Raw genomic sequence first — 26,233 nt, forward strand, 5'->3', positions numbered from 1 at the left:
ATTATACCATAAATTAGTGTGATCCAGTGGGTTGATTTTAAGATGTTGCTTTCATATCCTAACATTATAATCGATTATCACCTAAACATAAGCCTGCAAATCATTACTGAAGCCAAAACAGCTGCCACATGGGAGATTAATGCAGCAAAAACGGTATGTCTAGATTTTTGTATTCCGACTGCACCAAAGTAAATTGCCATTGTATAAAATATAGTTTCTGCTGACCCCATCATTGTTGATGCAACCCTACCAATAAATGTATCGGCACCATAGGTGGTTATTATATCCTTTAATAATGCCAGTGAGCCACTGCCTGAAAAGGGTCTTATAAAGGCCAGCGGTAACACTTCAGATGGAATGCCTAGAGGCTTTGTAAGGGGTATAAAAATTTTTGTTAAAAGCTCCATACCTCCAGATTTCCTCATAATATTTACAGCTAAAAAAATTGCTATCAAATATGGCATTATCTTAACCGCTGTCTTAAAGCCCTCTTGGGCCCCCTCGATAAACACATCGTATAGCTTAACTCCCTTTATTAATCCATGTAATAATATAATTGTCATTAATACTGGAATAGCTGTTATTGAAATTAAGTTTAATATCTTCATTGTGGTTTTCTCCCTTCTAAAGCTTTACAGGCTAATATTCCAACAACAGTAGATATTGTAGTAGTGAATATGGTGGTGGCAATAATCTCCTCTGGAAAGGCAGAAGCAGCATCTGCCCTAATCTTAATTACCGTTAATGGTATTAATTGTATCGAAGACATGTTTATAACAAGAAACATACACATTGCATTGCTTGCAACTTTTTTATTGCTGTTAATGGCTTGTAGCTCCTCCATAGCCTTTAACCCTAAGGCTGTGGCTGAATTGCCTGCACCGAACATATTTGCCATCATATTCATCATAATTGCACTGGTTGCTGGGTGATTAACTGGTATTGATGGAAACAATAGCCTTATTATTGGTCTAAATATAACTGAAAGGCTATTCATTAAGCCTGACCTCTTAGCTATATTCATTAAGCCTAACCATACAGCCATTATTCCAGTCAGTGATATGGCAAAAACCACAGCCTCCTGTACATCATTAATTAAAACATCATTTATAATATTTATATTACCTGTAACTATTGCCATCAGCATTCCCAAAAGTATCATTAAAACCCATAAAATATTCACTATAACCCCACCTCTTGCGTTATACCTATATTTATATGAGTAAGGGTTTTTATTATATGATAGATGTGCTAAATCTTTATTTTAATATGCGTGTTATTGAATAGCTGCATTTTTAATAATATATGGTATAAAAATGGCATTTTTGCTATAATAAATTTAACTATAATAAATTTTGGTATGCTACCAATAACCGAAGAAAGGAAAAGGGCATGAAAAACCATACACTACTAACTGATTTATATCAATTAACAATGATGAATGGCTATTTGGAAAATAACATTCATAAGGATCAAGTTGTATTTGATATGTTCTTTAGAAAAAATCCATGTGACAATAGCTTTACTATTATAGCTGGTATAGAGCAAGTTATAGATTATATTCAACAGCTTAAGTTCGATGAAGAGGACCTAGAGTATTTAAGAGGCTTAAAGCTATTTAGTGACGATTTTTTAAATATACTTAAGAATTTTAAATTCACTGGAACTATTTACAGTGTAGAAGAAGGTAGTATTATGTTTCCCCACGAGCCAATTATGCGGGTTAAGGCTACTAGCTTAGAAGCACAGCTAATAGAGACTGCTATGCTTAATATAATAAATTTCCAATCTTTAATTGCTACTAAAGCGGCTCGTGTTTGTGAGGCGGCAAAGGGTGATTCCGTTTTTGAATTTGGTTTGAGACGAGCTCAAGGGCCTGATGCAGCAATTTATGGGGCCCGTGCAGCCTATATAGGTGGATGTGCAGGTACATCTAATGTGCTTGCAGGAAAAATGTTTGGCATTCCAGTTTCTGGTACCCAAGCCCACAGCTGGATACAGAAGTTTGATAGTGAGCTAGAAGCCTTTCGTGCCTATGGAAGGGTGTACCCAGACAGCTGTCTACTTTTGGTTGATACCTACGATACCTTGAGAAGCGGAGTTCCAAATGCAATTAAAGTCTTTAAGGAATTAAGAGAAGCAGGACACGAGCCAATAGGTATAAGAATTGACTCTGGTGATATAGCTTACTTATCTCAGGAGGCAAGGGGTTTATTAAGAGAAGCTGGCTTTGGTAATGTTAAGATAGTTGCCTCTAGTGACCTTGACGAAAATACAATCTATAGCTTAAAGATGCAACAGGCTGAAATTGATGGATGGGGTGTAGGAACAAATTTAATTACCTCTAGTGGATGTCCTGCCCTAGGGGGAGTATACAAGCTATCGGCTGTTGAAGCTAATGGTAAGCTTATACCAAAAATAAAAATCTCGGAGAATCCTGAGAAAATTACAAATCCAGGCTATAAAAAGGTTCTCCGTATATATAATGATAGCAGTTATGCTGAGGCGGATTTAATTATGTTGGAGGATGAGGTTATAGATGAAGATAAGCCATTAACCATATTTCATCCAACCTATACCTGGAAAAGAAAGACCTTTTATAGCTATAGGCTTAAAGAAATGCTTGTGCCAATGTTTATTGATGGTGCTTTAAAATATAGACGTAAAACTGTTGATGAAATACGGAATTATGCCCAGAAGGAGCTATCTAGCTTATGGCCACAATATAGACGTCTAAATAGACCACAAGTATATAAGGTTGATTTGTCTAAAAAGCTATGGGATTTGAAAAACAGTATGGTTAACAGTTATAGGGAAGACTAAAAAAATGGGCTATAGGTTGGCCCATTTCTTATAATATATTTCCTTTAATATAATTAATTGCATTATCTTTTGTGGGGGATATTTGTCCTAAATAAATAGCTTTTTTAACAGCCTCTAAAAGCTCTCCGATTTTACTTCCCTCTGATAATTTTAATGTATCCATTATATCATGTCCTGTTATTATACTAGTTATATCTTCTAGGGGATTATATCTGGTTAAATAATTATTTGCAATATATTGTATATGAACTTTGAAAATTGCCATTTCTTCCTCTGGATTTAGTAGCTTACGAGTAGAAATGATATCCGCCAAGGCAATTAAAAGTATATCTAGGGTTTCATTTTCCATTTTATTAAACATTTCATAAAGTACTTTACCACTTACATCATTTGTTGTATATGTTACAAGAGGAAGCATGTGAAGATATACATACTTAGATAAGATGTTTTTTTCCTTTGTACTCAGCTTTAATCTATCAGCATATTGTTTAACTATTTCTGCACCAGCTATTTCATGGCCCTTAAACCTTATTCTACCGTTACTATCAATTATTCTAGCAGATGGCTTTCCTACATCATGTAATAAAGCACCTAGCTTAATTAGCTCTAATCTACTGCGGTTTGATGCCAGCTTTTCTGCTGTATGGATTTCGTAGGATTCTCTTATATGATCCTCAAAGTATCCCTTTGCGTATATGACACTTTCAATCACCTTTACTGTATATATTGAATGGGTCCAGCTATCCACTACATGATACTTGCATTCGCCAATTTTTTTCATTTCCTCAAGATCTGGGAAAATCTTGTTTAGCAAAATAAGATTTTTATCCATATAATTAAGATAATAATGACTTTTACTTTCCTTTAAAACTTTAAATAGCTCATCAGTAATGGGTTCACCAGTGACATTTTTTATCTCAGCAGAGTTAGACTTAATTAAAAGTTCAGTTGCTTTATCTAAATTATATTCTAGTTGTGCCATAAACCGAGGAGCCCTAAGCATTCTTATAGGGGCATCTATAAATGTATTTTTATATACATGCTTTATAGTTTTGCTTTCAATATCTTGCTTGCCATTAAAGGGATCAATAATTTTATTTATTTGTATTGGCCACCCATGTTTAAGATTATATGCCATAGCATTTATTGTAAAATCCCTATGGGAGAGGTCTTCTTCTATAGAATTGCCCCTCATACTACTAAAATCTAGTACATAGCCTAATGGGGAATTAATTCTAAAGGTTTTATTTTCATGATATAATTTAGTAAAGCTTCCACCTATTGTTGAAATAAGCTTTTCAACAAAAAGTCTCGGATCATTATTAATAACAAAATCTAAATCTGTAATACTTCTATTTATTATTATGTCTCGAACTCCTCCTCCAACGAGGTAAACATCTAAGTTTAGTAGTCTTGAAGTATTAATAATGGAGTTTATTAAAGAATTCATTTTTATTTCCTCCAATTATAAATAGTAATTATTTATATATATTTTGGATATATAATTATTATAGTAACAAAATTTACTAATAAAGACTATATCTAATTATTATTTGTTGCTAAAAACATATTATAAATAAAAAATATTTTTATTTTTATTAAATTTTTATTTGACTTAATATGGAATATATGGTACTATTTTTATATGGGTAACTTTGTCGAATTTTGTTTTATTTTGTAACTAATTGTTATAAATTAATATTTAAAAAAGGGAGGAGTTTTTTTGAAATCAACAGGTATTGTAAGAAAAGTAGATGAGCTAGGAAGAGTGGTTTTACCTATCGAGCTTAGGCGAACACTAAACATTGCAGAAAAGGATGCTTTAGAAATCTATGTAGATGGTGAAATTATTATTCTAAAGAAGTACGAGCCTGCTTGTATTTTCTGTGGCAATGCTAGACATGTAGTTGTATTTAAGAACAGAAATGTTTGCGCTGAGTGCAGAAGTGAAATGAAGTAATTAATTAAAGAGCCTACGGGCTCTTTAATTTTGCTTATTTTTCTATATCAATAGCTTCTTGGTAAGCTTCACGTTTAGGTATACCCCTAACCTTAGCAACCTCCTTGATAGCTTGCTTCTTATTTAGACCCTTTTCCATAACCTTCAGTATATGCTCTTTAATACTCACATTATTTGTTTCTTCTAAATCATGATTCTTTAAGGCTTTAGCCTCTTCAGTTGCACCTTCGCAAACAACAACTATTTCTCCCTTTGGTGGGTTTTCTATATATATATCAATAAGCTCCTTAAGTGTACCTCTTCTATATTCTTCATACCTTTTAGTTAGCTCCCGACATATGACTGCCCTTCTATTTCCTAAAATTTCATACATATCCTTTAGTGTGGCAATTACCCTATGGGGTGCTTCATAAAAAATTTGAGTACGTTCATCATATTTTATTTCTAAAAGTCTTTCTTTTCTCTTGTTTTTTTCTCTATGTAAAAAGCCCTCAAAAACAAATTTTGATGTATCTAAGCCAGATGCAACAAGGGCTAAAATAGAGGCTGTGGCACCTGGTAAAACCTCCAGATCCAAACCTTCATCTATACACTGTTTTATAATATCTGCACCTGGGTCCGATATGCCAGGCATACCTGCATCAGAAACTAATGCAATTTTACTTCCTTCTTTTATTTTTTGAATAAGTTGATGTCCTTTTTTATGTTTATTATGTTGGTGGTAGCTGGTTAATGGCTTATCAATACCATAATGATTTAAAAGCTTTATAGTATGTCTGGTATCTTCAGCTGCAATTATATCAACCTCCTTCATAATTCTGAGTACCTTAACTGTAATATCTTCTAAATTTCCTATTGGAGTAGGACATATAAACAGCTTACCCTTCATTTAAATCGCCTCTTTTCTCTAGGCTTTTTTTATTGTATAGCTCTAGCAATTGGTCTGTATATTCCCCCTGCCCATTATATACAACCACTGGATCTAAAATCTTAAGCTCTGGCTGTGCTGCCTTTTTACAATCTATCATTAACAGATTTGGTCTTTTACCACTGGAGGGTTGGACAAATTGCAGCCTTTTGGGTTCTAGCTTGTACCTTCTACACAAAACCATTATATCTACCAGTCGTTGTGGGCGATGAACCATAAAAAATCTTCCATGGTGCTTTAATAGCTTTGATGCTGTTTTAATAACATCTTCCAGTGTGCACATTATCTCATGCCTTGAAATTGCCTTTTTATCCTCCAGATTTATTAAACCCTTATTATGCATATAGGGTGGATTAGCTGTTACCACGTCAAATTCATTTACTGGAATATAGTCTGTTGCCTTTTTTAAATCTATATTTAAGATTTTGACTCTATTTTCAAGCCCATTTAACGCTACACTCCTAAGTGCCATATCAGCCACCTCTTGCTGAAGCTCAATACCAGTTATAATACTATTTGTGCTTTTACCTGCCAGTAAAATTGGTATTATACCAGTACCTGTACCTAAGTCGACTACTTTAGACTTGTTTCTCAGTTCAACAAAGCTGGTTAATAAAACTGCATCAATCCCAAAGCAAAAGCCCTTTGAGTTTTGTATTATTTTTAAGTCCTTTATGTGTAAGTCATCAATTCTTTCATTTTTCTTTAATAGTTTATCCATATTTTACTCCTAAATGTTTATTCATTATTAATTATACCATTTTTAACAATTATAATTATGCATATTTAAAGGAACTTAAAAAATGAGCCCTAGGAGACTCATTTTAGTTATTATTCTGAAGACTTTCTCAAAACACTACTAATCTATTGTAATAGCTGGGATAAGATATGCTCTAGATCCTCTAGTATTTGGTCTTCTTCAACCAAAGTAGTATAGGATTTTGCAATTTTACCTATAGGGTCAATTATATAGGTTGTAGGATATATACCTACATAGTATTCTTGATGTACCTTTGCCTCGCCATCAAAAACCATTTCATAGGTGTATTGGTTATCATTAATTAATTCAATTGCTTCATCCTTAGTTAAGGTGTCAAAGGATTCTACATGAATACCGATAAAGGCAGCATCTTCTCCTAGCAAAATAGATACATTTTCTAGAACATGCAATTGCTCTAATGCTTCTTGGCTCCAGCTTACCCAAAAAGTAACTATAACAGGCTTTCCCTTATAGTCTTCTAAGGCTACTATCTCACCCAAATAGTTTTCCAGCTCAAAGCTTGGGGCCTTATTTCCGATGTGAACACCTAAAATGCTTTCTTGATTTTTTTCATCAGCTATACCATCTTCACCTGTAGCCTCTTTGTTTTCTTCTGTTTTAGCTTCCTTCTCTTTAATATCTGTATTTTCATTTGGTGTAACCTGTGTATCTTGAGGTTCAACTGCTTCTTTTTTGCAACCACCTAAAATTAGCAATACAATAAGCACTATTATAGCTATTAAAGCTTGTCCCCTTCTCATATACAAAACACCTCTTTTATTGTAAGCCAGTTATAATGCATCGATCTCACTACAATGCTTGTCATTTCCTATATGGGTATATACCCTCTAAAGCTTATAAAAGTCTTTTTTTTATTCCTCTAAAAGCTTTAGCTCCTTCACCGTCTCTTCATCTAAGTCTTCTTCCTGCTGTCCCTCGGAATCATCCTTTATTTTTGTTACCTGATTAAAGTTATATATTTTTATTTCCTCTGATTGATCCTGCTGGTTTTTAATTTTAACCTTTATTTGCTCAAGTAATACGTTAGTATCTACAACTATTCCCTCACCATCAGCAGTTTCCACAAGGGAGCCTAACCCTGGTAGCTTATCTACAATTTCTTGATACAGGTTATGCTCGTATTTTAAACAGCAAAACAAACGGCCACATATTCCAGATATCTTAGATGGATTTAATGATAAGCTTTGATCCTTTGCCATTTTTATTGATACAGGCTCAAAATCTCCTAACCATGTGGAGCAGCATAAAGACTTACCACATGGACCTATACCACCTATCATTTTAGCCTCATCCCTTACACCTATTTGTCTAAGCTCTATTCTTGTTTTGAAAATAGCTGCCAAATCCTTAACTAGCTCTCTAAAATCAACACGTCCATCTGCTGTAAAATAAAAAATAATTTTATTATTATCAAAGGTATACTCTACATCAATTAGCTTCATTTCCAACTGATGATCCTTAATTTTTTCTAAACAAGCTTCAAAGGCATCCTTTTCCTTTTCTTTATTTGAATTATGTCTTATTTTATCTTCTTCTGTTACAACTCTTAAAACCTTCTTTAAGGGTGCCACTATCTCATATTCAGAAACCTGCTTTTGTCCTACAACCACCTCTCCAAATTCAATGCCTCTTGCAGTCTCAACTATTACATAATTGGATTTTTGTGCACCTGTTTCTTCTGGATCAAAATAATATATTTTACCGGCTTTTTTAAACCGAACTCCAACTACTGTTACCATGATATTACCTCCTGCATTTTTAGCAACATAACCTCCATATTAAGCTGAAAATTAACATTGCTTTTTAGCTTAGTTTTTGTGTCCTCAATTATATAAATTATATCTTTTAATTTATTTAAATTTACTTGACTAGCCTGATGGTTAATTTCTTCTATTTTATCATAGTTCATGATAAAATGATATTCCTTAGTTTCTTTATAAATCATTATATCACGGTACCAGCTAGCAAGCAGGTCTAGGAATTCCTGTATATTATTTTTTTGTGAGGTTAGCAAGCTTCCATTTTCTAATGCTAATAGGGTCTTTCCTCTTAGTAGCTCCTTTGTAATATCAACTAACAGCTGTCTTTTTTCTTGAAATGACTCGTCCTCCAAAATTTTTAAGGCATTTCCTATAATTCCTTTAGAAAACAAAGCTATCACTTTGCTTTCTTCATAGCTCAAGCCCTTATTATGTATTAGGTAATCTTGGATTTTTTGAATCTCAATTGGTCTGAATTTTATCACCTGACACCTTGATACAATAGTAGGCAAGAGGCTGCTAGATATATTTACTATAAGAATTATAGTGGCGTAGGATGGGGGCTCCTCTAAAGTTTTAAGCAAGGCGTTTTGTGCTTGTTGTGTCATTTTTTCAGCTTGGTTAATTATAAAAACCTTTTTTTTACCCTCATAGGGCTTCAATTGAATTTCTTTTTGAAGGTATCTTATAGTTTCAATTTTTATACTGCCTTCACTTTCTATAAGCTTTACTTCTGAATGATTCCCACTAACTACCTTAAGACAGCTATTACATTTAAGGCATGGTTTTATTTTGCTTGTACAGATTAAGCCCATGGCCAGCTGCTGAGCTACTGCTTTTTTACCGAGTCCATCTGCTCCTTCGAAAAGATATGCATGGGGAGTTTCATTTTTTAATAGTGCTTCTGATAAATAGCTTAGTATTCTCTCTTGACCTACAATTCCTTTAAAGGCCATAGATATAGCCTCCTATTCTAAAGCTTAATATATTTTTCAATATCTACTACAAAAATAGTTGCTCCTCCAACTGTTATTTCTATTGGATAAGGTATAAATACTCCTGCAGTACCAGAGACTGGTGCTGGAGGGGTAGTTATCTGTTCTCTTGCTTCGCAGTTTTCTTTTATTATATCAATTAGTTCATCAACTTTACTATCTTCTACCCCTATTAAGAGAGTAGTATTACCTGATCTCAGAAATCCACCTGTTGTAGCAAGCTTAGTTACTCTAAACTCCTTAGCAGTAAGCTCTTCAAGTAAAGCATGAACATCATCATCGTGAACAATAGCTATTAGTAGCTTCATATATACTTTCCCCCTTAAAAATATTTTTTAGTAATTTCTCTACCTCTATACGAATGTCTTCTATTTTACCATTTGCATTTACAACTTTAATTCGATTAGGATACATTTTTGCCAAGTCCATGTATGCGTTATGTACAGCTACATGAAATTGTATTTTTTCTCCCTCTAGCCTATCTCCTTCTCCTCTAGCTATAATTCTTTGTAGGCTAAGGGTTGGATCAATATCCAGTAAAACTGTTAAATCTGGCTCAAGACCCTGGGTTGCAAAATCATTAATCATCTTAATAGGCTTGTATCCTAAATCTCTTCCCTTACCTTGATATACCATACTGGAATCAACATATCTGTCACATAGCACCACCTCTCCTCGTTGTAGGGCGGGTATTATTATCTGTGAGACATGCTGTGCACGGGAGGCAGCATATAAAAGGGCTTCGGTTCTAGAGTCCATCTCTTTATGCTTATTGTCTAGTATAACAGCTCTTGTTTTTTCACCTATAATGGTTCCTCCGGGCTCTCTTGTTATCAATACTTTATAGCCTTTATCTTCTAAATACCTCTTCATAAACTGTATTTGTGTTGATTTACCTGCTCCATCCATACCCTCTATAGTGATAAATTTTCCTTTTATACTCATATTGTCACCTCGTCATTTGTTAGTACTTCTTATCATCTATAACATCAATATATTCACAGCTACTATGGTTTAATCCTAATATTTCAATGCCCTGATTACTTAAGTCCCTTATATTATCTATAATTTCCTTACTAATAGCCTCACCTGGTATTAATATTGGTATGCCTGGGGGAAAAGGTATTACATATTCTCCACTTATATAGCCTTCGCTTTGCTCTATAGGTAGCGTAGTTTTCTTTCTATAATAGGCCTCTTTAGGGTTATAAACTATCTTTGAGTTAAATTGAAAAAATTTAGTTTGACCTTTTGCTTCTTTTCTCGTTAATTCTTCTGTTATTTTATGTATACCCTTATATAGCTGGTTAAAATCCTCCTCTTTATTTCCTATGCTTGAAATAGCCAATGTGCCATAAAGGTTAGAAAGCTCCATTTGAATATTGTAATTATGCCTCAGCTTCTCCTCTATTTTATATCCGCTAATACTATATTCCCTATGTAAGCTAATCCAAAGCTTTGTAGGATCTATTCCTTTAACAAAATTGCTTCCTACTGCTTCTTGCCCCAACACATTTAGTCCTTGTAGCTTCTGTAGCTTTTTCCTTAGTTGATAAATATTACATAAAAGCTCCTCCATTAATTGCTTCCCCTTAGTTTTGTATATCATTACAGTAAAATCTAAGGAGGCCATTAATAAATAGGAGGGACTACTACTCTGATGTAATCTTAACATAAACCTTAATTTGTCTCTATCTATACGATTACCCTGTATATGAAGCATTGAACTTTGTGTAAGGGCGGGAAGAGTTTTATGTGTGCTTTGGACCACAGCATCGGCTCCACATTCTAAAGCAGTATTGGGTAATTGATTACTTAGTCCCAGATGGGCACCGTGGGCCTCATCTACTAGTAGTATTTTATCATATTTATGTACTATATCTGATATTTTTTTTAAATCACAGGCAATTCCTTCATATGTAGGATATGTTATCACCACCGCCTTAATATCGCTGTTTGCCCTAAGCAGCATTTCAACAGTGGTTGGAGATATTCCCAAGGCAATTCCCTGCTGAATATCGGTTTCAGGATATACATATACAGGCTCTAAATCACCTAAAAAAATACTATTAATAACCGATTGATGGCAGTTTCTATTAACTAATATTTTATCTCCTGGCTGGGTTGCCGCCATTATCATACTATATATACCAGCTGTGCTTCCATTTACAAGAAAAAAGGTCTCTTCACTTTTGAATACCTCGGCAGCTTTCTTCTGGGCCTCCATTATGCAGCCAGTGGCCTTAAAAAGATTATCACCTCCTGGGATCTCTGTTATATCAAGATTTAAAATAATATCTTTAAAGCCTTTATAATTATATTTATCGTAAACTGCAGCATTTTTATGACCGGGTACGTGAAAGGATATAAGCTTTTGATTTTTTAGCTTTAAAAGCTGATCTATAATAGGCATGTGTTCCATACTTTTCCTCCATATATTATTTGAATTTTTCCCAACTCATAATTGTTATTTATTTAAGTAAATATATAGCACTGCTACTTCTTTAGCTGGAGATAAGGAGATAAGTGCCGCCAAGCTATAAAGTAAGTGGAACTAAAGTTCGAGTAGAGTAAAATACCATCTGAACTAAGTTACTTTAATAATTAATAGCTTTATATACAAGTAAAATTTTACTAATTATAGGGATAAAAATTTTTGTATTTGTAATACTATTATTAGATTCTTTTTATTTTTTAAAATCCCTTTAATGTTAGGAAGGTGTTTTATTTGAATAAACAAGTTAAAACCTTAAAAGATTTGCTTAAAACCTATGGAGATCAAAAGAGCGATACAGAAATTTCACAAATGTTAGGTATTTCTATTGATAAGGTTAAAAGCGAAAGAAGTAAAATTAATAAGGATAGCTTTAGGGATTTATTAAAAATTAACCATAATAAATAGTTGAAGGGACTACAGCTGTAGTCCCTTTGCCCATAGTAATTTTATTTTTTCTTTAAATAAATTGTATTTGATATGATTTGGGTTTGTATTTGCAATTTTTCTTTCACATCGGTTACATATAAATGCATTTAATAGGGCTATTCCACTACTATCCTGATGATTACAAATAAAACATTGAAGCTTTTCTTCCTTCACACCACCAGCTCCGTTTCTACATATGCTTTACCTATTATTATTTACCTATTTATATTAGTTTATTCCTATATCTCGTACAATGTTATTAAAATATTTGGTGGATTTAAAGGGTGTTATTTTTTATTTTGTTTTATTTGTTTATATAGCTCTTTTCTTAGTGACTCATTTGGTTGAAAAACAAATCTGTATATCTGGTTGTTTCGCATAAATCTTCCTACGTAAATGTCTGATCCCGTGAACTTACAGGTTAACCAATAGGTTTTTTTGTATTTTACCTTTTCCCTTGCCTCTTGTATTGGCTTAATCCAGTCTATATCATATATTTTTACATCTAAAACTCTATTTTCTCTTCTCCCTAGCTGCTTATTAAAAACAAGGTCATTTTCAATTAATATATATGTGTACTTAGCCAGCTTTCGGTTTATAATGTATGAGCATAGGGCAGCTGTTAATATAAGTATTAGAATACTTGCTATCGCAGCCAAATTTTTAGGTAATAAATTGGTTAATTCCACAAGAAAGTTTATAGATAGAACAATACCCACAATATATAGAATCAATCTCCATAATGGAGGTTGAGGTTCACTAGCTGTACAGCGAATTAAATTTGGCATTTTCTATACCTCCTTATGGGATAAGACTTAATTAGCCCTAAGTAATCTTAAATTACTAACCAATAATATCACTAAAAGGATTATGTTTCAAGATAGTTCTTAATAAAAAAAATAGCCATTTTTATAGGGCTATTTAACAAGCTTTAGACGTTGTTTTATTGATACTTCCTTTATAGGCTCATGGTTATTTTGCTCTTTTTTAGGAAGGTGACTTAGTCTTACTTCTTCAATTGTTAAGCCATAGAGGATTAACATAAAATAGCCAATTGGTATAATTAGTATTACTAAAAACAGTATTGAAATTATATAATTAAACATTTTATTAGCCTCCTCTACAAAACAATATGTTGTTTTTTGTTAACATGTACTGTTATATTTAAGTCACATAATAATAAAATTCGTCGAAAAAATAAAAAATCCTTCCTTTTTTATAGGGAAGGATGAAGAAAATTTTACAACCTATTACATTTGTAGCAGTTAAAAGCTGAAAATCGTATAAAAATAACGAAATTAGGGAATTTTTAGTAGCCTATATATCTTGAGTAAACTCCCATTGCCTCCTCTGTAGTTGAGGCATTCTTAATTATAGCTCTACCATCATCAAAAACCTTTATCTCATATCCCTCCACCTCAATGTTCAGTAAAAAGGGTGTTAGCTTCACCATAATTCCAGCACTGCTTAATCGCTTATGGAGTTCCTTAAGTGAAATCTTGCCCTTCCCACCGTGGGGATCAACCTGAAGGCTGTTATTTCCACACATATGTAGCACTTGCGGTTCTTTATCATCTAAATATTGATACATATTACTTTTACAGCATTTACACGCTTTTTTCTCTCTTAGTTCTATCCTTTCAAAGGTGTTTTCCCATAGATCAAAGTATACCATTTTGTTGTCCATTTCATTTTCTTTTCCAGCTAAATATTTAATGGCCTCATTTGCTTGTAGCATTCCCACCATTCCAGTTGTTGTATTTATAACGCCTGCTGTGTCACAGGTTGGAAATGTGCCTGCAGGTGGGGGAGCCTCTAGCATACAGCGAAAACATCCAGTTTTCCCAGGTATAAAGCTCTTTACTACACCAGTGCTGCCAATGGCACCCCCATATATCCATGGAATTTTACTTTTAAATGAAATATCATTAATCAAAAACCTTGTTTTAAAGTTATCCGTACAATCTATTATAATGTGGATGTTTTCCACCATTTTTTCAATGGTAATACTGTTTACATCCTTAATTATGGCTTCTACTTCTATTAAGCTGTTGACTTTTTTAAGCTTTGCTTTGGCTGCCTCTACCTTTGGTACGCTTTTTTCTGCGTCTAGTTCATCAAATAGAATTTGTCTATGGAGATTACTTACTTCAACATAGTCTCTATCTACAATTCTTATAAACCCTACTCCTGTTCTAGCAAGACTATTGGCTACAACTGTTCCTAGAGCCCCACATCCAATAATTAATACTCTTCCCATATTTAGCTTTTCCTGTCCTGCCTTACCTATACCGTTGAAGTTAATTTGCTTAATATATCTTTCTTCCAAAGTAATCACTCCAATATAATTTTAAGCTCCATTCGTATTCATGTAATGCTTCGATTTTTTTATCTGTTTTCCTCTATGCTTCTTCATATTATACTATTATATTATTAATATAAGTGCAATTTTATAATAAAAATGGTAAAATATAATTTAAATATATGTCTAATGATGGGAGTAGCATTTTATGAAAAAACTATTGGTTTTATTGGTGTTTTTGCTTATAATAGGCGCTTTAATTGTTATGCTTCCTGGTTATTTATCGGTGTCTTCCTTTGACGAACCTGTTGATATAGTAGTTGTAAATGGATCTACCTTAAACCATGTAGCTGAGCTTCTATATGAAGAAGGCGTTATTAAAAGCAGGCTTTGGTTTAAATATCGTGCTAAATCTGCTAATGTTGATAGAAGCATCAAACCAGGTAATTATACCTTATCTCCTAATATTACTATATCAGAAATATTTGATTTATTAAAAAAGGGGACCCCAGAAAAGCCTATTATTTTAACTATACCTGAGGGCTATACCATATATCAAATAGCTGAAAAGGTTGAAGCTTTAAATCTAGCAACAGCTGAAGATTTTATAAAAGCTTCTGAAAAATATTATGATGAGCATTTAGATTATTCTGCTGAAAACCTATACTTCAAGCTAGAAGGGTATCTTTACCCAGAAACTTACCATTTTTCTAATAAAAGTACTCCAGAAGATATTGTATACCGTTTAGCAAAAACAATGAAAAATGTTTTGACAGAAGAATATTTACAAAGAGCCTCTGAATTAGATTTAACTATTCATGAGGTTTTAACAATAGCCTCCATAATAGAACGTGAAGCCTTTCATGATGAAGAAAGAAGTAAAATAAGTGGAGTTATTCATAATCGACTAAGAATTAATATGCCACTACAGGTGGATGCAACTGTGATATACGGACTAGGGGAGGGTATGGAGCATATAAATAGAGTCTACAATACCCACTTAGAGACACCTAACCCCTTTAATACTTATACAAATTTAGGTATTCCTCCAGGACCTATAGGGGCTCCTGGCAAAGCCTCTATACACGCTACACTATACCCCGAAGTACACGATTATTTTTATTATGTATTGGGTGAAAATGGACATGTCTTTGGTAAAACCTATCAAGAGCATTTAAGGAATGTGGAAAGCTATAGAAAAATCTTAAATAGACAGTAAAAGGAGACCATAGGGGCCTCCTTTTATATTGTGACTATTGTCCTGTTAAATATTTTAAATATGGTGAGTTCATAGGAAATACAATTACTGTTTCTTCGTCTATAACTGTCTTATATGATTCTAATGAGTTGAACATATTAAAAAACTCTGGGTCTTTGCCATAGGCTTCATTATATATTCGAGCTGCTTCTCTTTCTCCTTCAGCTACAATAGTTTTTGCTTCTGCTTCAGCCTTTGCCAGCATTTCTTCTACCTCTCTATCGGTTTCTGCTTGAATTTTTAAAGCCTCTGCATCACCCTGAGATAAATACTGCTGTGCTGTACTTTTTCTTTCTGATATCATACGGTTATAAACTGATTGTTCATTTTCAGACGGTAGGTCTGTTCTTTTCATCTTTATATCTATAACCTCTATTCCATTGTTATTACTTAATAATATCTCATTAACCTGATCCTTAACAATTGCGTCTATATCTCCACGCATGCTCTTTTTATGGTTAACAATTTGCTCATATTCCATTTTACCAAGCTCTGTCCTTATATTAGAGTACACTATGTCTCCAAGTCTACTTTCTGCACCAGCTAAGGTTCTTAATGATTCTATAAGGGCCTTAGGATCAGTAATTCTCCATAATCCATAGTAGTCTACTTTAATTCTCTTTTTATCAAGGGTGTTTATTTCTGCTGGTGGAACATTATAAACAAGGGTGTGTTTGGGAAGTGTAGATACACTTTGTACTATTGGTAGTTTAAAGTTTAATCCTGGCTTATCTATAACCCTTACAATTTCTCCAAACTGTCTTACTATTTTATACTGGTTTGCCTGAACTATAATTAGATTGTTTGCCATTAGCATTAAGGCAAAAGCTATGATTATAGTAGTTAAAAGTCCTTTTTTAGGGAACTTAAACTGTGGTTTGGGGGTTTCGCCTGTCATTGTCTCATCATTCATGTTGATAACCTTTTTAAACCTAAACATTAGTTTCCACCTCCTTTAGTTAGTCCCTCTAATGGTAAATACTTTATAGTAGAGTTAGACTCTTCATCCATAATATATACCTTTGCATTGGGTAGAACCTGCTGTAGGGTTTCAATAGTAAGTCTTTGCTTAGTTATCTCCTTATTATTAACATACTCAGAGTAAATAGCATTAAACCTTGCAACATCTCCTCTTGCCTTTTCAATTTTAGCAACTTTTTCACCCTCTGCCCTACTTATTAGTGCATCCTTTGTACCTTCAGCAGTGTTAATTTTCTCATTTCTATATCTGTTTGCTTCATTTATCTTGGTTAATCTTTCTTCCCTTGCAGATGTAACAGTTTTGAAGGCATCACTTACCTCTTGGGTTGGTAAATCAACATCCTGTAGGTTTACGTTTACAATGGCTATCCCTATTTCATAGGCATCAACTAGTTTAGTCAGATTATCCCTTACCTCATTCATAATATCTGTTCTTCCATCTGTTAATGCCTCATCCACTGTAGAACTGCCTATTACTCCCCTAAGTGATGAGGATGCTGCGTTGTATAGTATGTCAACTGGATCCTGTGTGTTAAATAAAAAGGCTACTGGATCAACAATTTTCCACTGTATTTCAAGATCTGCCATAATAATGTTTTCGTCACCTGTAATCATTTTAGCCTCATTCTCATGAACTTCGACTCCATCTCTAGTTTCTTCATAGCCAAATGTGAGTGAAAAGGTCTCTCTTGATAGCTTTCTTACCGATTGTATAGGATACGGTAGCTTAAACTTTAATCCTGGTGTCATCACCTCTGTGCTGGGTACGCCAAAGGTTGTTAATACAGCATATTCAGCTTGGTCCACTGTATAAAAGCTGCTGGTTGCAACAAAAAAGCCTAGTGCAACAACAATGACAATTAGTACAGTTGCTAATTTCTTTTTCATGTAAACCCTCCTTAATTATATTGCTTAGCAGGAATAATAATAGATTTATCTGCCTTGAGTAAAAACCATGTATTACAATTATATCCTTTTAATATGTATATCTCAATATTTGTAATAATATTTAATAAAAAAATAATATATAGAAAGAGGACCTAGTAGTCTAGTACCAAGTCCTCCCATTGCTATTACTATTTTAAATGTTTTCAATATCTAATGGCTCGTATCCAGCTTCTGCAACTGCTAGCTTAAGCCTGTTATCGGAAACATCTTTGGTTAACTCCACAAGGGCACTTTTATCTAGTAGGTCTACTACAACTTCCTTTACACCTTCTATTTCCAGTAGCTCTTCCTTAACATGATTAGCACAGTGACTACAGCTCATTCCATCTATTTTTAGCTTCTTTTTCAATATTCCTCACTCCTAACATATTTACACATCATGTAAAGCTTGTCTATTTAATGAGCTTTTTAATGGTTTTTAATACTTCATCCACCACTTCTTCGTCTCCATTTTTAAGCTGCTGTTTTATACAGTTTTTAATATGTCCTTCTAAGAGTATTAGCTCAATAGAGCTTAAAGCAGACCTAGAGGCCTCTATCTGATTAATAACATCATCACAGTAGGTTCCCCTCTCAATCATATTCTTTATTCCTCTTATTTGACCTTCTATTCTATTTAGTCTATCTATTATAGATTTTTGTATTTTTAATGATTCCTCAGTTGGTTTTTTTACGTTTTCTTCCACTATCCATCACCTCTATATATAGGTTACCATACCCCCCTACCCTATGTAAAGCCAGCTATGATTCCCTTTTTGCATATCGGTTGTTATCCCAATGTTAAGTCTCCTAATACAATACCTACAATCTGTCCTGCTGCTGTTTTTATAGGAAGAGATAATGAAATGCAGTATGTATTTGAATGTAATGAAATGTAAGGGTCAGATACATACTCTTTTCCACCAATAGCCTGCTGAAAATAAGGTCTATGGGCTACGTTATTCTTTAACCATTCATCTGTTCCTTTAATGGCCATAGCCCTAGGCAAGCCCTTTGCATCAATAATTGTTAATAATTCAAAGAAATCATTCTCCTTAATTTTATTCCTAAGAAAAGCTAAACTTGTGGCTTCGTCAATGTCAAATATATTTTCCTTTGTGGATATATCAAGTAGCACCTTTTTTGCCATATTGATAGCTTCTTTGGTTTTGTCATCCATAACATATTTTTTAACAAAGCCTTCTACAATATCTTGAACCTCTTTAGCCATTAAACCCATTTTCTTAATAGATTCAAATATAATTTGAACAGATGCAGTTTGCTCCTCTGTTGAAGCTGCTGCCTCCTGCGAAAAAGCCGCAGATTTTTCTGTAGCTATAGATATTTTTTCTATGGCTTCATTTACTTCTTCTACAAGCTTTGCTTCCTTCTCTGCTAAAGCACGAATATTATCTATGGAAAGGGATGTTGTTTCAGTTGAGTCAATTACTTTTTTAAGCTGATTTTTACTATTGTGTGCCAGCTCTATATCCGATTGAGCCTTTTCTGTTTCTTTAATTATTTCTGTAGATATTTCTATGATATTATTTGATATGCTATCGACAATCTTTTCTATATCGCTTGCAAATTCAGCAGTTTGCTCTGCCAACTTTCGTACCTCGTTAGCCACAACCGCAAAGCCCTTTCCCGATTCGCCTGCCCTAGCTGCTTCAATTGAAGCATTAAGTGCTAATAAATTAGTATTATTACTGATTTCTGTAACAAAGCTAGTAATTCTTTGTATTTTTTCTACCTCTTCTTTAAGTGTCTGCATCTTTTTTGATAGGTCAATACTCCAGTTGGAGTTATTTTGTAAAATTTCTACTACCTTTTCAAATACTAAACTGCTGCTTTTTACCGTATCCACCATATTGTTTGATATTTTTTGGGACTCCTTTGCCTGTTGTAAAATATCCTCTATTCCCTTTTTCATTTCCGTCGTATAGTCTCTGACATTTAATAATGCTTCATTTTGCTGAGTAGATTCAGCAGCAATGTCTGTAATTGCATTAGCCACCTCTTGAGAGGAGTCATAAATATACTCTGCATTAACTTCTAGCTCCTTAGCAAAGTTTAGGGTTTTTTCATTTGCTGTAGAAACTTGTCCAATTAATTCCCTTACCTTCATAAGCATTTCATTAATATTGCCTGCCAGTTCACCAATATTTGATGTTGACTCTATGTTCAGCTTAGTTGTCAAATCTCCCTGTGATATACGGGAGGTTGTTTCAATCATGTCCCTAATCATTTGATTTTTTTTGAACAACATAGTAAATCCCCCCTTTTTTTACCTAAAACAACCTTTAGTTTAAATATTCTACAAATTTTGGGTACTTCCTTTTTTATTTTAATTATTCTTCTTCCTCTTCAGCCTCACTTATTTTATTTGCCTCAGAGACTGAAACTATTATTGATTGTGGATCCTGTAAAATAAGGAACTCCTCGCTTACCTCCATATCAGCAACCCTCAGAACATCTCCTGGCTTAAAGCTTGATATATCGTACTCAAGCTTTCGTGGAATATTCCCTGCAGTACATTCTATCTCAACATCCCGTATTTGCTGTTGCATAATAGCACCACCCTTTTCTACATAGTTTCTTCCATTTAAGATAACTGGAATCTTCACATTAATTTTTTGATCCTCCGATACCTTTTGAAAGTCCATATGGATGATCTTTTGAGTTACTGGGTGGGTTTGTACTTCTTTTATTATTGCTGTATAGTTTACTCCCCCTATATTTAAAACAACTAAGCTGTTTTCACCATGATTTCTTATAAAGGCCTCCACTTCTCTTCTGTTTATTTTTATTGGCAGATTATTCATGTCTTTGCCATAGATGATTGAGGGAATATAGCCTTCATCTCTAGCCTGATGACTATCATTTTTTCCTGACTTTAATCTGAGCTGACTGGATAGAATATTCATTGCTCCATCTCCTTTCATTTATTAGTGGATTATTGCCTTTTCAAATGAAACTATACTTTAATCACTAATAAATGATGGGAGATTAAAAGCTCGCCCTATCACTTTAGGCGAGCCTTCAAGAGTATTACAATATTTCTTCTTGTGTCTCCTCTTCTTCCACCTCAGCCTTTGATGCATAAACTATTGTTGCAATAACTGAGTTGATATCTGTTAATATTTCAATATTTTCATCCTTTGCTATACTTATATCTTCTAATGTTATATTGTCCTTTTCCTTTAGTACTCTAGCATCTACCTCTACCCTATCAGGTATATATTTAGGAAGCGTTTGTATCTCTACGTCTGTCAGTTGCAACTGTACTATTTCGCTACTGCTTTCAACTGCATCTTTATTTAATATATAAATAGGTAGTGAAAGTTTAACTTTTTCATTTTCATTAAGCTTTTGTAAATCAACATGCAGTAGAGTGTTTTTTACTGGCACCCTTTGAATTTCCTTTATGATAGCAAAGCTTTTTTCTCCTGCAAAATCTAAACCAACCCTTATACTACTACCATATTGATTTAATAGCTTTAGAAACTCCTTTTCATCTAAATAAAGATTTTGGGTATCTTTTCCTTTGCTATATAGGATTGCTGGTAGTTTTCCCTCTCTTCTGATCTTTACAGTATTGTTTTTGCCTACTGCTTCCCTTTCATAAACCTTTAATATAGGTGTTGCCATGTTTCTTCTCCCCTTTCAGTGTCATGTTGTGTTTTTGCTTAATATTATTAAAACAGATTATTTGTAAAATTGCAAATTTTTGTATTATATAATGCTATTTTTACTGCTAATCTATTGATCTTAATATTCGTTCTGCTATGTCACTTAATCTTAACTCCCCCACCATTTTATCGGCTGCAATAAATATGGTTTTTATTTCATTTAAAGCTTCATCATAGTGATAGGAGTAATTATAGCACAGCATAGTTTCAGGAATAATACTTTCTATATGGGACACTTTCTCATCTGCCAATTCCATCAATTCATCTATTATCTCTTCCTCCGATATATTATCCTTTGCTTCTATGTCTAATTGGCTTCTTAATTCATCTGCATCATGGAATATTTGATATATAAGGGTATCTTCTCTTTTAGATCCTTTAGTAAGGTCCTTTACCCTTTTAAAGCTATTCATTTGTGTTATTTTATTATAATAATCTTGACTGTCTATAATACTGTTTCCTACAACTATATAGCTCATTAACTAGCCTCCCTTATTTTTCACCTGTTACCTTAGATTTTATTAAAGCAAAGGGTATCTCCTCAAAATTAATTTTACCTAATTTGGTATGTTGGCTTCTCAAATCCTTAAAAATATTACCAGAAATAACAGCTTTACACCCACCTATAACCCTACCATTTTCTACATAAATACTATTTGGTGACGTTAAGGAGTAGTTGCCACTGGTTGGATCTTGAGTATGCATACCCAATAGGTCACACACTATAATACCTTTATCCATCTGCTCTATAGCTTCTTGGAGGGTTACCATATCATTACTATAAAATTGAATACTGCCCTTTCCTGCAGGGACTGGTGTGGCTTTTCTATTAGCTTTTTTTCCATGCTTTAAGTCTAATATAGGTGTTTTAAGCTTGCCGTTTTTAATTAGAAATGCCTCTCCCCCTGGCACCCCCTCAAAGGTGGATATATATGAACCTTGATTGTAGTCGGTTATTGTGTTAATACAAAGACTCATATCCTTCCTAATGGCTTCCACCTCTTGATTAAAATTATCTAGGGAAAAAATGGATCGCTTATTAACTACGTTGCTTCCATTCAAATTATTCAATAGATAATGCTGGATAAAGCTTTCCATTACCTGTGGTAATAGTAAAACCTCCATCTCTCCTCCACTGATTTTGATTCTTGTTTTAAGCTGGTTTATTCTTGTAATTGAATCTTGAATAATTTGCTGTTTTTTAGGTTTACATATCTTTTTTCTACTTATAAATGACCTTCCATATATATCGTCTCCAAGAATAAATGTAGAGAAGGAGGTTGACCTATTACATATTCTTAGCCCCTTAGAATTGCATATGTACTGTTGAAAGCTACTGGCACTAACAGACCCATTAACATCATTTATGCCGTTGCTACCAAACTCATTTTTGTATTCATCTAGTAATTCAAACAGATAGTCTTGATCACTATATATTAGATGATTAACCTCTTCATCAAACAGCTTAACTTGAGGGTACTTTTGGGCTGCATAAATATCTGCTCCCTCTATTTCTACATAGGAGGCCCTTCTCCAAAGCTCCACCATTTTATCAAAGTTTCTTGCTGTATTGCTCTGAAGTATAGCTATACTTCTTCTATCATCATTCCATATAATGTATATTTTACCCCTTATGCTTTCTTCTGCCCTAGGACAGCTATAGGCTCCACCTAACTGGTTGTTTTTTAAGCCTATTTTTATGGAGGTATTTTTATTGGCACCATAATACCATCCCTTTATCTGAAGCTCACCTTTACTTTTAACCATATATTCTTTAATTTTATTCTCTAGGTTCTTAATATACTCCATATTATTCTCCCCCAATTATGACGTCTTTATTGGCTTCTAGCAAAATAAAATAGGGAGCTCCACCACTAGAGGGTACACTCTGCCCAGCCTTGCCACAGGTACCCTGGGCATCTAACTTTAGTGGTCCTATTGCTGCAGTTATTGATTTTAAAGCCGAAAGAACCTTCCCACTAAATATGGCAGGTTGATATAGGCTACAGCCTTCTTTAAGCATGTATATTCCGCTACAATTAAAGACAAATTCCCCTTGACTAGGTTTAACCTGTCCCCCCTTATAGCCTACTAAATATAAGACCTCTTCATCTTCTGCGGCTAAATTGCTTTCTACTAAAATTTTATAAAGCTCCTCTGGTGTTATATCTTCAATATCTCTAGTAGTTGGTATTGAGTTTTCAACCTCTATTCGGATATTTGACATTCTTGGTAGGGGAATATGTCTATAGCTTTCTGCTCTTCCTGCTCCAGTAATAGAAACACCTGCTTCTTCAGCGGAAAATACATCTGCTAATGCCCCTACTAATATTCCCTTATCAACTATTTTCACCCTGTCTCTCTTTACTCCATTTGCACTATAGGGTTGATATGCATAATCTCCCTCAATTGATTCATCAATTATTGTAACTATTGGGCTTGCTACTTCCTCTCCCTTTTTTAAAAAGCCTTTTTCATTGCCAAGTATAGATGTTTTCATTCCATCACTTTCAACGGCATGTCCAAAGGCCTCATGGGCCAGACCCTTAGCTAAAGCGTAATCAAGTACAATTTTGTAGCTGCCTCCCTTTATTTTTGGTGATTTTAAAAGGTTAATAGCTAGCTTACAGGAATTTTTAGTTCTCTTAATAAGTCGGTTTCTTTTTTCAGTATCAATTAGTAATGAAGCATCACTTCCACTTATGGCGGCCCTAGTTGTGGCTGTATTAACACCTTTTGCAGTTATTAAGTTGCTAACTACTGTTCTGGGTATATTATAGGTGACATCTGTTCCATCGCTGCGAACTATCCTCCATTGATCTTCAATTGATTTGTATAGGGTTTCTATTGCTATTGAGTTTTCCATAGAATTATATTGGGTAATAATTTCTTTATTTAAACTCAATAAATAGGCTTCTTCCTTTTCAATTGTTAAATAGTCAAAGGGATATTTTACATCTGCATTAATAATGTCTTTAATTGCCGGCACCTTGAATATTTCTTTGTTCTGTTTGCCGCCTCTTTTATCAACCTGGTGGGCAATGTTTGCTGCCATATTAACCATTTTCAAACAGCTTTCTTCATCAATTTTTTCTGTAGAAGCAAAGCCGCATCCACCGTCTTTAGTAAAGGCTTGAATTCCTATTCCTCCTGCTTCGTTATAGGACATTTCATCTGTTTCACCGTTGCTCACAGTAATGTATTTAGCCCTAGTTTTTTGAAATCTCAATATTAAATAAACCCCTAATTTTTCACCCTGCTTTAAAGCTTTATGAATAATACCATTGAAGCACTCCATTTTTCCACCTCTTTCTTTATCTTACTATTCTCTAGTAGTGCTTTAAATCCTGCATAATTAATTGGCATTTTTAAAAACCCTTTATCTGCTATTAATAGCTGCTATTAAAGAGGTAATTGGAATTGTCAACAAAAGCCCTATGCTACCACATAGGGATCTAATTATTTCTGAAGCTATGTATTGGGTATTAACAATGTCTATTAATGTCATTTCCCCTACTGAAAACAAGAATAGTAAAGGTAATGAGGTTCCAGCGTAGGCTAATATCAAGGTATTAGTCATTGTTGCCATTATATCCTTTCCAACAGAAAGACCTGAAAAAAACAGCTTTGATATTGAAGTTTTTCTATTTGTACTTTTTATTTCAAAAATCACTGATGTTATGGTCATGCTTACATCCATAACAGCCCCTAAAACACCTATTGTAATTCCACTATATAATAGGCCCCTATAGTTAATATTTAAATTCGTTTGAGTAATAAGAATTTGCACAGTTTCATCCGATACACCTGTAAGCTGTATTAGATTGCCAAAATATATGGCTAATAACCCCGATGCAATAGTACCACCTAGTGTACCTAGTATTGCACAAAGGCTTTTTTTAGTAAAGCCACTAATCAATAAGAAGCTAGTTATAATTATTACACCACTTACTGCTATTGTAGAAAAGACAAAGCTATAGCCTTTAATTATCATGGGCATAAATAGCTTTACTAGGCATAGACCAGTAATTATTAATGCTATAAAGGAGCGAAGGCCTTTAAAGCCTCCAAAAATAACTAGTAAAATAAAAAAAATTGCCGATAGTAATAATAAATATTCATCTTTAACAACGTCAATAAAGGCAATATTACTGAGCTGATTATTCTCAATTGTTAACTGCACAAAAACTTTCATGTTTTTATGTAGCCTTATATTAAACTTAGAGTCCTCAATTATTCTATGATTAAACTCTATTATCCTATCCTTAAATTGTCCATCTAGTATTCTTACTCTAATAGTTTGAAGCATTATTTGATTGGTTTCTGTAACCTTCTCTTCAATTACATAGGCCTTTACTTTTGTATACTCCTTTAACTCCTCTGTAGCATTAGCAATTAATAGGTTGCAAAACAGACTACATAAAACACATAGTATTATAAGCAGGCTTTTTTTGTTCATATTTATCCCCCAAATAGTTTTATATAGGATATATATTATTTTTTATGTCAATATATTAGTCTATTGATGGGACAAAATATCTCATAATTTCTGTTGATACTACAATGGAAAATTTAATAAAAGCCATTATCATAATTTTTAATCTCATACAAAAAGGAAGAACATATATTTAATATACATTCTTCCCTTATATTTTATTTGTTTAATTAATCTAATGTATAGGGTAGTAAAGCTAAATGTCTTGAACGCTTTATAGCCTGTGTTAAATCTCTTTGGTGTATAGCGCAATTTCCTGAAATTCTTCTTGGAAGAATTTTACCACGCTCTGTTATATATTTTCTTAATCTTTGAACATCTTTATAATCAATTCGAGCGTTTTTATCGGCACAGAAGGTACAAATTCTTTTCTTGCTTCTGCGTTTTCTTTTATTGATCATTCTATTT

At 33.6% G+C, this 26,233-nt stretch carries 31 protein-coding genes; 4 read left to right on the forward strand and 27 right to left on the reverse strand.

What is annotated here, in order from left to right:
• Window positions 1–77: 77 nt before the first annotated feature.
• Both F8154_RS02185 and F8154_RS02190 read right to left on the reverse strand, forming a co-directional pair.
• A complete protein-coding gene (locus F8154_RS02185; protein WP_151859956.1) occupies window positions 78–608 on the reverse strand; it encodes a spore maturation protein in 531 nt (176 codons plus the stop codon).
• Window positions 605–1,183: a nucleoside recognition domain-containing protein gene (locus F8154_RS02190; RefSeq protein ID WP_151859957.1), complete on the reverse strand. Its 579-nt coding sequence runs from the start codon at window positions 1,181–1,183 to the stop codon at window positions 605–607. Before F8154_RS02190 ends, F8154_RS02185 begins: the two co-directional genes overlap by 4 nt.
• Before the next feature lie 209 nt (window positions 1,184–1,392).
• Between F8154_RS02190 and F8154_RS02195 the strand changes: the two genes are divergently transcribed.
• A complete protein-coding gene (locus F8154_RS02195) occupies window positions 1,393–2,823 on the forward strand; it encodes a nicotinate phosphoribosyltransferase (protein ID WP_151859958.1) in 1,431 nt (476 codons plus the stop codon).
• Window positions 2,824–2,851: 28 nt separating this feature from the next.
• On the opposite strand, the gene F8154_RS02200 is transcribed toward F8154_RS02195, so the two are convergent.
• Window positions 2,852–4,273: a CCA tRNA nucleotidyltransferase gene (locus tag F8154_RS02200; RefSeq protein ID WP_151859959.1), complete on the reverse strand. Its 1,422-nt coding sequence runs from the start codon at window positions 4,271–4,273 to the stop codon at window positions 2,852–2,854.
• 273 nt (window positions 4,274–4,546) lie between these two features.
• On the opposite strand from F8154_RS02200, the gene F8154_RS02205 reads away from it, so the two are divergent.
• Complete coding sequence (locus tag F8154_RS02205) at window positions 4,547–4,783, forward strand: AbrB/MazE/SpoVT family DNA-binding domain-containing protein (protein WP_151859960.1); 237 nt, start codon at window positions 4,547–4,549, stop codon at window positions 4,781–4,783.
• Between the two features lie 34 nt (window positions 4,784–4,817).
• On the opposite strand, the gene rsmI is transcribed toward F8154_RS02205, so the two are convergent.
• The 8 genes from rsmI to F8154_RS02245 all read right to left on the reverse strand — a co-directional run bounded on the left by rsmI (window position 4,818) and on the right by F8154_RS02245 (window position 11,669).
• Window positions 4,818–5,672 (reverse strand): 16S rRNA (cytidine(1402)-2'-O)-methyltransferase, encoded by an 855-nt coding sequence (gene rsmI, locus F8154_RS02210; RefSeq protein WP_151859961.1) that lies wholly within the window; start codon window positions 5,670–5,672, stop codon window positions 4,818–4,820.
• Window positions 5,662–6,432 carry a tRNA1(Val) (adenine(37)-N6)-methyltransferase gene (locus F8154_RS02215; protein ID WP_151859962.1) on the reverse strand — a complete coding sequence of 257 codons (771 nt, stop codon included), beginning with the start codon at window positions 6,430–6,432 and terminating at the stop codon, window positions 5,662–5,664. Before F8154_RS02215 ends, rsmI begins: the two co-directional genes overlap by 11 nt.
• A 143-nt stretch (window positions 6,433–6,575) precedes the next feature.
• Window positions 6,576–7,232, reverse strand: coding sequence for a peroxiredoxin family protein (locus F8154_RS02220; RefSeq protein WP_151859963.1), 657 nt, complete (start codon window positions 7,230–7,232; stop codon window positions 6,576–6,578).
• A gap of 111 nt (window positions 7,233–7,343) precedes the next feature.
• A complete protein-coding gene (locus tag F8154_RS02225) occupies window positions 7,344–8,231 on the reverse strand; it encodes a PSP1 domain-containing protein (RefSeq protein ID WP_151859964.1) in 888 nt (295 codons plus the stop codon).
• The gene (gene holB / locus F8154_RS02230) at window positions 8,225–9,208 is read right to left on the reverse strand and encodes a DNA polymerase III subunit delta' (protein WP_151859965.1); all 984 of its coding nucleotides are present in this window, start codon (window positions 9,206–9,208) and stop codon (window positions 8,225–8,227) included. The genes F8154_RS02225 and holB overlap by 7 nt, the downstream gene beginning before the upstream one ends.
• Window positions 9,209–9,225: 17 nt before the next feature.
• On the reverse strand, window positions 9,226–9,555 hold the full coding sequence (locus F8154_RS02235) for a cyclic-di-AMP receptor (RefSeq protein ID WP_151859966.1): 330 nt from the start codon (window positions 9,553–9,555) through the stop codon (window positions 9,226–9,228).
• The gene (tmk, locus tag F8154_RS02240) at window positions 9,524–10,192 is read right to left on the reverse strand and encodes a dTMP kinase (protein WP_151859967.1); all 669 of its coding nucleotides are present in this window, start codon (window positions 10,190–10,192) and stop codon (window positions 9,524–9,526) included. The genes F8154_RS02235 and tmk overlap by 32 nt, the downstream gene beginning before the upstream one ends.
• A gap of 19 nt (window positions 10,193–10,211) precedes the next feature.
• Window positions 10,212–11,669: an aminotransferase class I/II-fold pyridoxal phosphate-dependent enzyme gene (locus F8154_RS02245; RefSeq protein ID WP_151859968.1), complete on the reverse strand. Its 1,458-nt coding sequence runs from the start codon at window positions 11,667–11,669 to the stop codon at window positions 10,212–10,214.
• A gap of 306 nt (window positions 11,670–11,975) precedes the next feature.
• On the opposite strand from F8154_RS02245, the gene F8154_RS14985 reads away from it, so the two are divergent.
• The gene (locus tag F8154_RS14985; protein WP_192930123.1) at window positions 11,976–12,149 is read left to right on the forward strand and encodes a hypothetical protein; all 174 of its coding nucleotides are present in this window, start codon (window positions 11,976–11,978) and stop codon (window positions 12,147–12,149) included.
• A 9-nt stretch (window positions 12,150–12,158) separates the two neighbouring features.
• On the opposite strand, the gene F8154_RS02250 is transcribed toward F8154_RS14985, so the two are convergent.
• From F8154_RS02250 to F8154_RS02265, 4 genes are all read right to left on the reverse strand, one after another.
• Complete coding sequence (locus F8154_RS02250; protein WP_192930124.1) at window positions 12,159–12,344, reverse strand: sigma factor G inhibitor Gin; 186 nt, start codon at window positions 12,342–12,344, stop codon at window positions 12,159–12,161.
• 113 nt (window positions 12,345–12,457) lie between these two features.
• A complete protein-coding gene (locus F8154_RS02255) occupies window positions 12,458–12,958 on the reverse strand; it encodes a hypothetical protein (RefSeq protein ID WP_151859970.1) in 501 nt (166 codons plus the stop codon).
• Between the two features lie 129 nt (window positions 12,959–13,087).
• Window positions 13,088–13,276, reverse strand: a complete 189-nt coding sequence (locus tag F8154_RS02260; protein WP_151859971.1) for a hypothetical protein — start codon at window positions 13,274–13,276, stop codon at window positions 13,088–13,090.
• Between the two features lie 203 nt (window positions 13,277–13,479).
• Window positions 13,480–14,499 (reverse strand): ThiF family adenylyltransferase, encoded by a 1,020-nt coding sequence (locus F8154_RS02265; protein WP_192930125.1) that lies wholly within the window; start codon window positions 14,497–14,499, stop codon window positions 13,480–13,482.
• Window positions 14,500–14,680: 181 nt separating this feature from the next.
• Between F8154_RS02265 and mltG the strand changes: the two genes are divergently transcribed.
• Window positions 14,681–15,691 (forward strand): endolytic transglycosylase MltG, encoded by a 1,011-nt coding sequence (gene mltG / locus F8154_RS02270; protein WP_151859973.1) that lies wholly within the window; start codon window positions 14,681–14,683, stop codon window positions 15,689–15,691.
• 34 nt (window positions 15,692–15,725) lie between these two features.
• Here mltG and hflC read toward each other — a convergent pair whose 3' ends face one another.
• The 12 genes from hflC to rpsR form a co-directional block, all read right to left on the reverse strand.
• Window positions 15,726–16,670 (reverse strand): protease modulator HflC, encoded by a 945-nt coding sequence (gene hflC / locus F8154_RS02275; protein WP_207706805.1) that lies wholly within the window; start codon window positions 16,668–16,670, stop codon window positions 15,726–15,728.
• Entirely contained in the window at window positions 16,670–17,599 is a 930-nt protein-coding gene (gene hflK, locus F8154_RS02280; RefSeq protein WP_151859974.1) for an FtsH protease activity modulator HflK, read from the reverse strand. Before hflK ends, hflC begins: the two co-directional genes overlap by 1 nt.
• A gap of 193 nt (window positions 17,600–17,792) precedes the next feature.
• Window positions 17,793–18,008 carry a heavy-metal-associated domain-containing protein gene (locus tag F8154_RS02285; RefSeq protein WP_151859975.1) on the reverse strand — a complete coding sequence of 72 codons (216 nt, stop codon included), beginning with the start codon at window positions 18,006–18,008 and terminating at the stop codon, window positions 17,793–17,795.
• Between the two features lie 43 nt (window positions 18,009–18,051).
• Window positions 18,052–18,345 carry a metal-sensitive transcriptional regulator gene (locus F8154_RS02290; RefSeq protein WP_192930126.1) on the reverse strand — a complete coding sequence of 98 codons (294 nt, stop codon included), beginning with the start codon at window positions 18,343–18,345 and terminating at the stop codon, window positions 18,052–18,054.
• Window positions 18,346–18,428: 83 nt separating this feature from the next.
• Window positions 18,429–19,907 carry a methyl-accepting chemotaxis protein gene (locus F8154_RS02295; protein WP_151859977.1) on the reverse strand — a complete coding sequence of 493 codons (1,479 nt, stop codon included), beginning with the start codon at window positions 19,905–19,907 and terminating at the stop codon, window positions 18,429–18,431.
• A gap of 82 nt (window positions 19,908–19,989) precedes the next feature.
• Window positions 19,990–20,565, reverse strand: coding sequence for a 50S ribosomal protein L25 (locus F8154_RS02300; RefSeq protein ID WP_192930127.1), 576 nt, complete (start codon window positions 20,563–20,565; stop codon window positions 19,990–19,992).
• A gap of 124 nt (window positions 20,566–20,689) precedes the next feature.
• Window positions 20,690–21,289, reverse strand: coding sequence for a 50S ribosomal protein L25 (locus tag F8154_RS02305; protein ID WP_151859979.1), 600 nt, complete (start codon window positions 21,287–21,289; stop codon window positions 20,690–20,692).
• A gap of 106 nt (window positions 21,290–21,395) precedes the next feature.
• On the reverse strand, window positions 21,396–21,809 hold the full coding sequence (locus tag F8154_RS02310; protein ID WP_151859980.1) for a hypothetical protein: 414 nt from the start codon (window positions 21,807–21,809) through the stop codon (window positions 21,396–21,398).
• A gap of 13 nt (window positions 21,810–21,822) precedes the next feature.
• A complete protein-coding gene (locus F8154_RS02315; protein WP_151859981.1) occupies window positions 21,823–23,139 on the reverse strand; it encodes a metallopeptidase TldD-related protein in 1,317 nt (438 codons plus the stop codon).
• Between the two features lies 1 nt (window position 23,140).
• Window positions 23,141–24,628, reverse strand: coding sequence for a TldD/PmbA family protein (locus F8154_RS02320; protein ID WP_151859982.1), 1,488 nt, complete (start codon window positions 24,626–24,628; stop codon window positions 23,141–23,143).
• 81 nt (window positions 24,629–24,709) lie between these two features.
• Window positions 24,710–25,789 carry a YibE/F family protein gene (locus F8154_RS02325; protein ID WP_151859983.1) on the reverse strand — a complete coding sequence of 360 codons (1,080 nt, stop codon included), beginning with the start codon at window positions 25,787–25,789 and terminating at the stop codon, window positions 24,710–24,712.
• A gap of 206 nt (window positions 25,790–25,995) precedes the next feature.
• On the reverse strand, window positions 25,996–26,226 hold the full coding sequence (gene rpsR, locus F8154_RS02330; protein ID WP_151859984.1) for a 30S ribosomal protein S18: 231 nt from the start codon (window positions 26,224–26,226) through the stop codon (window positions 25,996–25,998).
• Window positions 26,227–26,233: the final 7 nt, after the last annotated feature.

Source organism: Alkaliphilus pronyensis (genome assembly GCF_009017275.1).
In the GTDB taxonomy this organism is placed as follows: Bacteria; Bacillota; Clostridia; order Peptostreptococcales; family Natronincolaceae; genus Alkaliphilus_C; species Alkaliphilus_C pronyensis.